8 protein-coding genes are annotated in these 12,231 nt (G+C 62.9%); 3 read left to right on the forward strand and 5 right to left on the reverse strand.

Annotated elements, in window-relative coordinates; genetic code table 11:
* The first annotated feature begins 239 nt into the window (after positions 1–239).
* The gene (locus B3397_RS18650) at positions 240–1,601 is read left to right on the forward strand and encodes a carbohydrate porin (protein ID WP_296252954.1); all 1,362 of its coding nucleotides are present in this window, start codon (positions 240–242) and stop codon (positions 1,599–1,601) included.
* A 93-nt stretch (positions 1,602–1,694) separates the two neighbouring features.
* Entirely contained in the window at positions 1,695–4,100 is a 2,406-nt protein-coding gene (locus tag B3397_RS18655) for a glucose/quinate/shikimate family membrane-bound PQQ-dependent dehydrogenase (protein ID WP_296252956.1), read from the forward strand.
* A gap of 167 nt (positions 4,101–4,267) precedes the next feature.
* On the opposite strand, the gene B3397_RS18660 is transcribed toward B3397_RS18655, so the two are convergent.
* From B3397_RS18660 to B3397_RS18675, 4 genes are read right to left on the reverse strand one after another with little or no spacing between them, the layout of a single operon-like run.
* Positions 4,268–4,693: a group I truncated hemoglobin gene (locus B3397_RS18660; protein WP_296252957.1), complete on the reverse strand. Its 426-nt coding sequence runs from the start codon at positions 4,691–4,693 to the stop codon at positions 4,268–4,270.
* A 1-nt stretch (position 4,694) separates the two neighbouring features.
* Positions 4,695–5,558: a DUF3034 family protein gene (locus B3397_RS18665; protein ID WP_296252959.1), complete on the reverse strand. Its 864-nt coding sequence runs from the start codon at positions 5,556–5,558 to the stop codon at positions 4,695–4,697.
* A 4-nt stretch (positions 5,559–5,562) separates the two neighbouring features.
* Positions 5,563–7,923: a putative bifunctional diguanylate cyclase/phosphodiesterase gene (locus B3397_RS18670; RefSeq protein ID WP_296252961.1), complete on the reverse strand. Its 2,361-nt coding sequence runs from the start codon at positions 7,921–7,923 to the stop codon at positions 5,563–5,565.
* Positions 7,907–8,584, reverse strand: coding sequence for a methylamine utilization protein (locus B3397_RS18675; RefSeq protein ID WP_296252963.1), 678 nt, complete (start codon positions 8,582–8,584; stop codon positions 7,907–7,909). Before B3397_RS18675 ends, B3397_RS18670 begins: the two co-directional genes overlap by 17 nt.
* Positions 8,585–8,954: 370 nt before the next feature.
* Between B3397_RS18675 and lon the strand changes: the two genes are divergently transcribed.
* A complete protein-coding gene (gene lon / locus B3397_RS18680; RefSeq protein ID WP_296252967.1) occupies positions 8,955–11,375 on the forward strand; it encodes an endopeptidase La in 2,421 nt (806 codons plus the stop codon).
* 230 nt (positions 11,376–11,605) lie between these two features.
* Here the strand turns inward: lon and B3397_RS18685 are convergent, their stop codons facing one another.
* Complete coding sequence (locus B3397_RS18685) at positions 11,606–12,187, reverse strand: DJ-1/PfpI family protein (protein ID WP_296252968.1); 582 nt, start codon at positions 12,185–12,187, stop codon at positions 11,606–11,608.
* Positions 12,188–12,231: the final 44 nt, after the last annotated feature.

Consider the following 12,231-nt stretch of genomic DNA (forward strand, 5'->3'; position numbering starts at 1 on the left):
TTAGCCCCCTCTCCCTCAGGGGGAGGGCTGGGGTGAGGGGACTATTCACCTCAAATCCCAACCTGCGTCACCCCGCCGCACTATTACAATCTCGGCAAGAATCCATTCCCATATCTTGTCTTTAAAACCACACCCCCAGCCTATATCCTCCCGCCGCAGTCTGAAAAAACGTTTAAGTTTAGAAATATAACGAAGCCCTCCTTTCTCGAAGCTTCGACTCAGCAGAAGAATCTTTCCTTATGCCAACATCTGCCCCACGCCAACCCATGGCGCTTTTGTCGTTGCGCTCGTTCCTTGCCCTTGGCGCCTTGAGCCTCTGCCACACCGCATTTGCGGCGCCTGCGTTCGATAGCGAGTCGCCGTTCATGTTCGGTGACTGGAACGGCACCCGCGGCGACCTCTCCGCTCAAGGCTACGACTTCAAGCTGGACTACACCGGCGAGGTCGGCGCCAACCTGCATGGCGGCTACAACCACGACCACGCTACGCGCTACAGCGACCAGTTCGCCGTGGGCACGCACCTGGATCTGCAGAAGATCCTGGGCTGGCATGATGCCGAGTTCCAATTGACGCTGACCAACCGCAACGGCGACAACATCAGCAACGATCGCATCAATGATCCGCGAGTCGGCGGTTTCACCTCGGCTCAGGAAGTCTGGGGCCGAGGCAATATCACCCGCATCACGCAGATGTGGTATCAGCAGAAATTCCTCGATCAGCGCCTGGACATCAAAGTCGGGCGTTTCGGCGAAGGCGAAGACTTCAACAGCTTCCCCTGCGACTTCCAGAACCTGGCGTTCTGCGGCTCCCAGGTGGGTAACTGGGTGGGCAGCGTCTGGTACAACTGGCCAGTGAGCCAGTGGGCGCTGCGCGCCAAGTACCATCTGACTCCCGAGTTGTACGCGCAGGTGGGCATCTTCGAGCAGAACCCTTCGAACCTTGAAAACGACAACGGCTTCAAGCTCAGCGGCAGTGGCACCGAGGGCGCCATGCTGCCGGTGGAGCTGGTGTGGACCCCCCGACTGAACGGCTTGCCAGGCGAATACCGCGCCGGCTACTACTACAGCACCGCCGATGCCGACGATGTCTACAAGGACCGCAACGATCAGGCCGCTGCCGTCACCGGCCAGGACTATCGCAGCGCCTCCAGCAAGCATGGCTTCTGGCTCGGCGCCCAGCAGCAGTTGACCAGCAAGGCCAGCGACCAGTCCCGTGGCCTGAGCGTGTTCGCCAACGCCACGCTGCACGACAAGAAGACCAACGCCATCGATAACTATGTGCAGGCCGGCGTCGTCTATAAAGGGCCGTTCGATGCCCGCGCGCGCGATGACATCGGTTTCGCAGTGGCTCGCGTGCACGTGAACCCGGCTTACCGCAAAAACTCCGAACTGCACAATCGAGTGGCCGTCGTGTCCGATTACAACGACAGCGCATACCTGCCCGTGCAGGACACCGAGTACAGCGCAGAGCTCTATTACGGGGTTCACCTGGCCAATTGGCTGACCGTGCGGCCGAACCTGCAGTACATCCGCCACCCCGGCGGTGTCACTCATATCGATGACGCCCTGATTGGCGGACTGAAGATTCAGGCATCGTTCTGAAACTAAACGGCCCTTGCAACACCCTTACACAAACGAGCACTGGACATTCGTGGACTATGCTCGATCACTTGAACGCAACGGAGAAACATCCCTATGAGCACTGACGGTGCTTCGCGCTCCTCGCGGCTGCTGCCCAGCCTGCTAGGCGTGCTGATGCTGTTGATGGGCCTGTACCTGGTCTATGGCGGTATTCGCCTGGCCAGCCTGCACGGTTCGCTGTACTACCTCATCGCTGGTATCGGCGTGACCGTGACTGGCATCCTTCTGCTGATGGGCCGCCGCGCCGCCATCGGTCTGTATGCGCTGGTGCTGTTCGCCAGTACCCTCTGGTCGCTGTACGAAGTCGGCCTGGACTGGTGGCAACTGGTGCCGCGCCTGGCCCTGTGGTTCGCTCTGGGTATCGTTCTGCTGCTGCCCTGGTTCCGCAAGCCTTTGCTGACTCAGCCTGCCCCCATGGCAACCGGTGCCTTGAGCATCGCCGTTGTATTGGCTGGCCTGTGCGCCCTGGCCAGCCAGTTCACCAACCCTGGTGAGATCAAGGGCCAGCTGGACCGCGAAACCGCCGACATGCCCAACACCGCCCCGGCCATGGCCGACGGTGACTGGAACTCCTACGGCCGCAGCGCCCATGGCGATCGCTACTCGCCCCTGGCGCAGATCACCCCGGACAACGTCAGCAAGCTGACCCCAGCCTGGACCTACCGCACCGGCGACATCCCAGGTCCGAACGATCCGGGCGAGACCACCGCGGAGAACACCCCGCTCAAGGTCAACGGCATGCTCTACGTGTGCACCCCGCACAGTCAGGTCATTGCTCTGGACCCGGACACCGGCAAGGAAATCTGGCGTTTCGATCCGAAGATCAGCACGCAGAACGCGCCGAACTTCAAAGGCTGGGCGCACATGACCTGCCGTGGCGTGTCGTATCACGATGACGCGACCTATGCGGCGGCAAGCCCCGCCACCGACGCTGCTGCGCCGGCGGCTGCGCCCACCGCGTGCCCGAAACGCATCTTCGTGCCCACTGCCGATACCCGTCTGATCGCCCTGAACGCCGACACCGGCAAGATGTGCGAGGACTTCGGCGACAAGGGCCAGATCGACCTGCGCGCCAACATCGGCTCGTTCGCTGCAGGCGGCTACTACTCCACTTCGCCACCGGCGGTCACCAAAAACCTGGTGGTGATCGGCGGCCACGTAACCGATAACGTCTCCACCGACGAGCCGTCGGGCGTGATTCGTGCCTTCGACGTGCACGACGGTCACCTGGTGTGGAACTGGGACAGCGGCAACCCCGACGACACCACACCGATCGGCCCGGGCCAGACCTACACCCGCAACTCGCCGAACATGTGGTCCATGTTCAGCGTCGACGAAAAGAACGGCATGCTGTACCTGCCCATGGGCAACCAGATGCCTGACCAATGGGGCGGCAACCGCACCCCTGAGTCGGAAAAATACAGCGCTGGCCTGACTGCGCTCGATATCGACACGGGCCACGTGAAGTGGACCTACCAGTTCACCCACCACGACCTGTGGGACATGGACGTCGGCGGCCAGCCGACCCTGATGGACCTCAAGACCGCTGACGGTGTGAAACCGGCCGTGCTGGCCTCGACCAAGCAGGGCAGCATCTACGTGCTGAACCGCCTGACCGGCGAGCCCATCGTGCCTGTCAATGAAGTGCCGGTGCCGCAAGGCGCAGTGGAAGGCGACCACACTTCGCCCACCCAGCCCAAATCGGACCTGAACTTCATGCCGCCGCCCCTTAAAGAGCGCGACATGTGGGGCGTCACCCCGTTCGACCAGATGCTGTGCCGGATCGACTTCAAGTCGCTGCGCTACGAAGGCGCCTTCACGCCGCCGTCGCTGCAGGGTTCGATCGTCTACCCGGGCAACTTCGGCGTGTTCGACTGGGGTGGTATCTCGGTAGATCCGGTTCGTCAGGTAGCCTTTGTCAACCCAAGCTACATGGCGTTCCGCTCCAAGCTGGTACCGGCGACCGAAGTCGCCAGTGGCCCGGGCCGCAAGAGCGAAACCGAAGGCGTGCAGCCGAACAAGGGCGCCCCTTATGGTGTGATTCTCGAAGCGCTGCTGTCGCCTATGGGCCTGCCGTGCCAGGCACCTGCCTGGGGTTATGTGGCGGCCGTTGACCTGACCACCCACAAGACCATCTGGATGCACAAGAACGGCACCGTGCGCGACAGCTCGCCGGTACCGATTCCGCTGAGCATGGGTGTGCCGAGCCTGGGTGGCGCGTTCACCACGGCCAGTGGCGTGTCGTTCCTGAGCGGCACTCTGGACCAGTACCTGCGGGCCTACGATATTCGTAACGGCAAGCAGTTGTGGGAAGGCCGCCTGCCCGCGGGTGCTCAGACCACGCCAATGACCTACACCGGCAAGGATGGCCGCCAGTATGTGCTGGTGGTGGCCGGTGGGCATGGCTCGCTGGGGACCAAGCAAGGCGATTATGTGATGGCGTTTGCTTTGCCTGAGTAATTGCGTTGTGGTGAAGAACGGCTCCCTTGGGGGCCGTTTTTTTTGCGGGATGGTTTGGGATTTGGGGGGGATGGTCCCCTCACCCCAGCCCTCTCCCTGGGGGAGAGGGGGCTAAAAGCAGATTGGGGTGGATCGACTTATGGTGGTGGCTGTCACCACCGACTTCGCTACTTCTCGATCACCTCGCCCCGCTGTGCCGCCAGCCGGGCCAGCAACCGGTTCTGTGCCGGCACCGGTACGCCCTGTGCTTCCATGGCCTTGATCAGATCTTCCACCAGCGCGTTGAACTCGCTGCGGCTGATCTGCTGCCCCTTGTGCGCCTCGGCCATGTCATCGCCTTTGTACTCGCACGGCCCACCTGCCTCGACGCAGAACTTGTCGATCAACTGCGCGCGCAGCAATTCGATGTTCACATTGCGAAAGTGCGCCACGATGCGCTCGTCTCGCGCCACGTTCAGCAGCATGCCTTCGACGATCCGGCTGATCCCGGGTTTCTCGCCCAGTTCGCGGTACAGGCTGTCATCCTTGGGCGGCTGCAAGGTACCGGCACAGGCGCCGAGCAACAGGCAGGCAGCGATCCACATCATGCGCATGTCAGAAACTCCCCTGCACGGACAGATAGGTGCCGTTCTGGTTATCCTGCGTGGCGATCTCGCCCAGGCGGGCGTACGCCAGCACGATGGCCAGGTGTTTGTTGGGGAAGTAGCCGAGGAACAGGTCAGCCCAATCACTCTCGCCGGCGAACGACAGGTTGTCCGGCTTCTCCCGGTATTCCACCCCAAGCGCCCAACGCGGATTGAACAGCACGGCCACCGAGCCCTCCTTGAGCAAGCTGCGGCTGTCGCGGCGATCGCCGCCAAAGCCCAGCAGGCCCAATTCGTTGGCGCGGCTGTAACGCACGCCACCGTTGACCAGCACGTTGTAGCCAAAGGCGGCGCCCATGAACAGGCGGCTGGCAGTGAGATAGCCTTCCACGTCCTCGTCACGCTGGGCGCCCACCAGGCTGGGGATCAGAAAATCCTTCTGACGCTTGTATGCAAGGCCCAGGGCGACTTGGGGCAACTGGTCATAGATGAGGTCGCCGAACAGCCGCACCTTCACCCCGAAGACGTCCTGGCTCAGGCTGTCCTCGGGCAGGCCGAGCTTGTGCACCAGGCTGCCCAGGTCGAAACGCTGGCGGGCATAGGACACCTCGATGCGATTGCCGTAGCTGGCCGCCATACCGGCCACATCCAGGCGATAGTCTGGCAGGTCGACGCGGGTGGCAAAGGCGGTCGCGCCCCACTCGCCCTGCTCGCCATAGCCGGACAGCAATGCCCACGGCGTGATGCCGCCACCGGCTGCGCCTTCGATGCTGGTGGCCCCACCCGTGGCCAGGAGTCGACCTTCTTCAGCCTCTGCAGGTTGGCCAATACCCAGCGCCAAAGCACACAGGAAAAACGAAGCACTACGTTTCATGACATCAATGAACCAGGGAAGTGGAAGTAGGAAGGGGTTGCAGCATCCATGCCTCGAACGCCGCGGCGCTGAGGGGGCGACTGATCAGGTAGCCCTGGGCGGTGTCGCAGTTCCAGCGTTCGAGCAGCCGCAGGCTGTGCTCGAACTCCACGCCTTCAGCCACGACGGTCAGGCCCAGGTTGTGGCTCATTTCGATGGTGGAGCGCACGATCACGGCGTCTTCGCTGGTTTCATCCAGGTTGCGCACGAAGGACTGATCGATCTTGAGTTCCTGCACCGGCAGGCGTTTAAGGTGCGCCAGCGAGGAATAGCCGGTGCCGAAGTCGTCTACCGACAGGCTGATGCCACAGGCGCGCAGGCTGTTGAGCACCTTCAAGGCCGCCTCCGGTTCGCGCATCACGGCGCTCTCGGTGATCTCGAAAATCAGCTGCTCGGCCGGCACGCCATGCAGGGCGAGCAAACGCGACACACGCTCAGGCAAGTCCGAACCCAGCAGGTCGTCGGCAGAAATGTTCAAGGAAAGCTGCACCACCAGGCCACGCTGGTTCCATTCGGCCAACTGGCGCACGCCCTCCTCGATGACCCAGCGGGTCAGGCTTTGGATGCTGCCGGTACGCTCGGCCAGTTCGATGAACTCACCGGGCGACACATTGCCCAGCTGCGGATGCTGCCAGCGCAGCAACGCTTCGGCTTTGCGCGACACCCTTTTGCCCAGGTCCAGCTTGGGCTGGTAATGCAGGGACAGCTCACTGTTGCCGGCCGCCCGGCGCAAGTCACGGATCAGACGCACCTGGCGTTGATGGGCCAGGTCACGACCATGCTGGTATACCTGCAAACGGCCGGGCATGTCGGCAGCGTCCTTCATCGCCAGGGCGGCGCGCGAGAGCAGCTCCTCTGCGGTGAGCCCGTCGATGGGGAACGCGGCGATACCGATGCGGCAGTCCACGGCCACGTCATGGCCGCCGAAACGATGGGGCTGCATCAAGACCTGTTGCAGCTTGTCCGCCACCGCCACGGCGCTGTCGTTGTCCACACCATCGAGCAGCAGCAGGAACTCGTCGGTGATCAGGTTGGCCACGGTGTCGCCGGGACGTACCAGTTCCAGCAGCGTATGGGCGACCTGCTGCAACAGCTTGTCGACGAAGGCCGGACCGCCGCTTTCGCTCAACTCGCGCAAATTGTCGATACCGACACACAGCAGCGCAATCGGTCGATCGGCCGCTATCGCGCTACCCAGGCGCTCCATGGCCAAGGCGCGGTTGGGCAGGCCGGTCAAGGCATCGTGCAAGGCGTTGTGGGCCAATTGCTGCTCACGCTCGGCGATTCCGGCCTGCATGCGGCTGATGGCGTCGGCCAGTACCCCTAGTTCGTCGGAGCGGTTGAGCGGCACTTCCGTCTGATAGTCGCCATGGCCAATGCGCCGGGCCGCGCGGGCAAGGCTCTGCACCGGCAGCGAAACGCTGCGTGCCAGCAGCAAGGCGCCGATCAGGGATGCCAGCAACGCCGCCAGGGCGATGCCGAAGATGTTGCGATCCAGGGCAACGAAGGCATGCAGGGCTTCGTCCAGAGGGCTTTGCAGCAACGCCATGACCTGGCCGCCCTTGGGTCCGGCCGTACTGGCCAGCAGCAAGGGTTGGCTCAGGTAGGTACGGCCCAGGTGTTCGGAGCTGGCAACCCGTTGCGAAAACGACTCGTTGGCCTGCATCCACTGGGTGATGCTGGGCAGCAGATCAGCGCCCTGGGTACTCACCAGCTCGCCCACCTGTCCGCCCTGCACGGTAAGGAACGACACCTGCAGGTTGGTCAGCGCGTGCAGTTCCTGAGCGAAGGCGACGTCCATGCTGAAGCCCATCACCACCCGCGCGATGGGCAGTGGCGCCAGTACGGCAGACTCCACCATCAGGTGCGGCCGTCCGCTCAGCGGCACGAACAGCACCGACTGGTTGGTGCGACGCGCCTCGCGCAGCTCGGTGTCGTAGGGAAACAGCGAGCCTTCGGCCACCTGCTCGACGGTGCTGGCCAGCACCCGACCATCCATGCCCAGCACGAACATGTCGTTGGCGCCGATGCGCGCGCCCTGGTTCTGCAGGGCTGAACGGATGGTGGGCGAGTCGCCACTGGCGATGGCGTCGCGGAAACCGAAGTCCGCTGCCAGCAGCTGCACACCGTCACGCAGGCGCCGACCGCGGGTGTCCAGCAGGCGTTCGAACACGCGGGTACCCACCTGCAACTGATCCCGGGCCTGGGCGCGCACCGCTTCGTTGGTGGCCACTTTCACAGCCACGGTCAAGGCGCCCACCACCACCAGCAGGAGCAAGATCAATACGCAGGCAATGCGTGCCTGAAAACTACTGCGCAGTTTCACCGGCGGCCTTTTTGAACGCGTCACCGAATGCGCTGGGCGCAGGTTCGCTGGGCACGTCGCCATTTTCTGGCTGGACCGTCAGGCTGTAGGTGTGCTTGGTGCCAGGCTCCGCCACGTCGATCTCCCCTCCTGGTTGCACTTGCGCATCCGCGCTCTGCGGATGCCACAGGCTCACTTGATAGTGGCCTGCGGGCAATTGATCGAAACGTACACGACCCTGTGCGTCGCTGACGGCGAACCACGGGTCGTCGGTTACATAGATGTAGCCAAGCATCCAATCGTGAATGTTGCAACCCAGGACCACCACGCCGGGCTTGTCGAACAGCTCAGGCTTGGTGGGCGTACCTTCGTACAAACGCAGCTCGAAGCGCTTGGCAGGCGAGAAGGAATAGACCTGATGGCGGATGTTGTCGCTGTTGGGAAACGACACCTGGGTGCCGCTGCGCACCGCCAGTACGTGGGGCACGTATTTCTGCGCCCGTTGGTCCATGGTGGCGCTCGCCGTGCGCGAACCGGTGGCAGCCGGGCCGCCGGAAAGGCTGAGCACCGCGTCGGCAAGCGGCTTGCCGGCGGCATCGGTCAGTTGCGCTTCAAAGGAAGCGGCGTGCGCCAGGGCGCTGAAAACCAGAGAGCCAATGAGTACAGCGCCGAGCCTTAACATGGAAGTTACCAAGACGAGTGAACATTATCGCCTGCCCTGGCATGTCGAAAGCCGGGGCAGATTATCGGTATTGCGATGCGAGGTGAAGTGAAAAAGCGGCTTTTTGCCATCATTGGGTTTGGGGGTGGGTTAGGGGGGGAGGCGGACCCGGCTTACGCCGGTGCTACAGGGCGAGGTGCGCCGCCATCGAACACGCCGCTTCGCGTACGCCCCACACAACCTGTAGCAGCGGCGTAAGCCGCGTCCCGCCCCCACCCGTCATCCCCGCTAATATCGTTATCGGCCTCTGCCGGCAAACCTTCAGTGCCGCCATTGAAACCAGTCGCTCATCGCCCCATCTAAGCAGCATAGTCATTGACGCAGGTGCCCCATGAGCGACCAGCAGGAATCCAACGAGCAGCCATCCGAACACCTGGACAGCGAGCACATCGAACACTCGACTCACTCCAGCACCGAACTCGCCCTGCCAGGCCAGAACCTGCCCGACAAGGTCTACATCATCCCGATCCACAATCGCCCGTTCTTCCCCGCGCAGGTGTTGCCGGTCATCGTCAACGAAGAGCCCTGGGCCGAAACCCTGGACCTGGTGGCCAAAACCGACCACCACTCCCTGGCGCTGTTCTTCATGGACACCCCGCCCGACGACCATCGCCACTTCGATACCTCCAGCCTGCCGCTGTACGGCACGCTGGTGAAAATCCATCACGCCAGCCGCGAGAACGGCAAATTGCAGTTCGTTGCCCAAGGCCTCTCGCGAGTGCGTATCCGCACCTGGCTCAAGCACCATCGCCCGCCCTATCTGGTGGAAGTGGAATACCCGCAGCAGCCCATCGAGCCCACCGACGAGGTCAAGGCCTACGGCATGGCGCTGATCAACGCCATCAAGGAGCTGTTGCCGCTCAACCCGCTGTACAGCGAAGAGCTGAAGAACTACCTCAACCGCTTCAGCCCCAATGACCCCTCGCCTCTTACCGACTTCGCCGCCGCCCTGACCTCCGCCACCGGCAACGAGCTGCAAACCGTGCTCGACTGCGTGCCCATGCTCAAACGCATGGAAAAAGTCCTGCCGATGCTGCGCAAGGAAGTCGAGGTGGCCCGGCTGCAGAAAGAAATTTCCGCCGAGGTCAACAAGAAGATCGGCGAGCATCAGCGCGAGTTCTTCCTCAAGGAACAGCTCAAGGTGATTCAGCAGGAGCTGGGGCTGACCAAAGACGACCGCAGCGCCGATCTGGAGCAGTTCGAGCAGCGTCTGGAAGGCAAGACCCTGCCCCCCGCCGCGCAGAAGCGCATCGACGAAGAAATGCAGAAACTGTCGATCCTGGAAACGGGGTCGCCCGAGTACGCCGTGACCCGCAATTACCTGGAATGGGCCACCGCCCTGCCGTGGGGGGTGTTCGGCAAGGACAAGCTCGACCTCAAGCACGCCCGCAAAGTGCTGGATCAGCATCACGCCGGGCTGGACGACATCAAGAGCCGCATCGTCGAGTTTCTCGCGGTGGGCGCCTATAAAGGCGAAATCAGCGGCTCTATCGTGCTGCTGGTGGGCCCGCCAGGCGTGGGCAAAACCAGTGTCGGTAAATCCATCGCCGAATCCCTGGGCCGACCGTTCTATCGCTTCAGCCTGGGCGGCATGCGCGACGAGGCGGAAATCAAGGGCCATCGCCGCACCTACATCGGCGCCCAGCCGGGCAAGCTGGTGCAGGCGTTGAAAGACGTCGAGGTGATGAACCCGGTGATCATGCTCGACGAGATCGACAAGATGGGCCAGAGCTACCAGGGCGATCCGGCCTCGGCGCTGCTGGAAACCCTGGACCCGGAACAGAACGTCGATTTCCTCGACCATTACCTGGACCTGCGTCTGGACCTGTCCAAGGTGTTGTTCATCTGTACGGCCAACACCCTGGATTCCATCCCCGGCCCGCTGCTGGACCGCATGGAAGTGATTCGTCTGTCGGGTTACATCACCGAAGAGAAGCTGGCGATCGCCAAGCGTCACCTGTGGCCCAAGCAATTGGAAAAGGCTGGCGTGGACAAGAGCCGCCTGAGCATCAGCGACAGCGCCCTGCGCGTAGTGATCGAAGGCTATGCCCGGGAAGCCGGCGTGCGCCAGCTGGAGAAACAGCTGGGCAAGCTGGTGCGCAAGGCCGTGGTGCAATTGATCGAGAAGCCCGATGCGGTGATCAAGCTGGGGCCCAAGGATCTGGAGTCTTCGCTGGGCATGCCGGTGTTCCGCAGCGAACAGGTGCTGGCGGGCAAAGGCGTCATCACTGGCCTGGCCTGGACCAGCATGGGCGGGGCGACCTTGCCCATCGAGGCGACCCGCATCCATACCTTGAACCGCGGCTTCAAGCTGACGGGGCAACTGGGTGATGTGATGAAGGAGTCGGCGGAAATCGCCTACAGCTACGTCAGCTCCAACCTCAAGCAGTTCGGCGCTGACGCCAAGTTCTTCGACGAGGCCTTCGTGCACTTGCACGTTCCTGAAGGCGCCACGCCCAAGGATGGCCCGAGCGCGGGGGTTACCATGGCCAGCGCCCTGCTGTCCCTGGCGCGCGACCAGGCGCCGAAGAAAGGCGTGGCCATGACCGGTGAGCTGACCCTGACCGGGCATGTGCTGCCCATTGGCGGCGTTCGCGAGAAGGTGATTGCCGCGCGGCGCCAGAAGATCATGGAGTTGATCCTGCCGGAGCCCAACCGCGGGCATTTCGAAGAGCTGCCGGACTACCTTAAGCAAGGTATCACCGTACACTTCGCCAAACGCTTCGCGGACGTTGCCAGAATATTGTTTTGACCGTGGTGTAAGTGGCGAATGGAGGGGTGGGGTGCATCTGATGCATTGTGGCGTCTGGTTCGCGGCTATGACGCCGCTCCTACGGGGGGGGGCGTGAACCTGGGATTTCGTGGGGTGGCGTTCGCGGCTGTGACGCCGCTCCTACGGAGGGGGGGTGCGGTCCTTGTAGGAGCGGCGTCATAGCCGCGAACCAGACGCTGCGGTACACCAGACACACCGCAGGCCGCTGTTCATAGGGTGATGCGCGTGCCCAGCAGGCCCAGGAAGCCTGCCAGCCAGCTCGGGTGGGCGGGCCAGGCGGGGGCGGTCACCAGGTTGCCCTGCACATGGGCCTGGTTGACTTCGATATCGATGAAATGGCCGCCTGCCAGCCGGACCTCTGGCGCACATGCCGGGTAAGCACTGCATTCGCGCCCCTCCAACACCCCCGCCGCCGCCAGCACCTGCGCACCATGGCACACCGCTGCAATCGGCTTGCCAGCCTCGTCGAAGCCCCGCACCAACTCCAACACCTTCTCGTTCAGGCGCAGATACTCCGGCGCCCGCCCTCCAGGTATCACCAGGGCATCGTAATCGTGTGCCTCGACCCCGGCGAAATCATGGTTCAGGGCAAAATTGTGGCCGGGTTTCTCGCTGTAGGTCTGGTCACCCTCGAAATCGTGGATCGCGGTCCGTACGTGGTCGCCGGCTTTCTTCTGCGGGCACACCGCATGCACCGTGTGACCCACCATCAACAGAGCCTGGAAAGGCACTATCACTTCGTAATCTTCGACGTAGTCGCCGACCAGCATCAGGATCTTCTTGGCAGTCATGAACAGGTGCTCCTCGGTAAGGGGTCGCGCTACAAGATTCAGCA

This window comes from Pseudomonas sp. UBA4194 (assembly GCF_002379585.1).
GTDB lineage: Bacteria > Pseudomonadota > Gammaproteobacteria > Pseudomonadales > Pseudomonadaceae > Aquipseudomonas.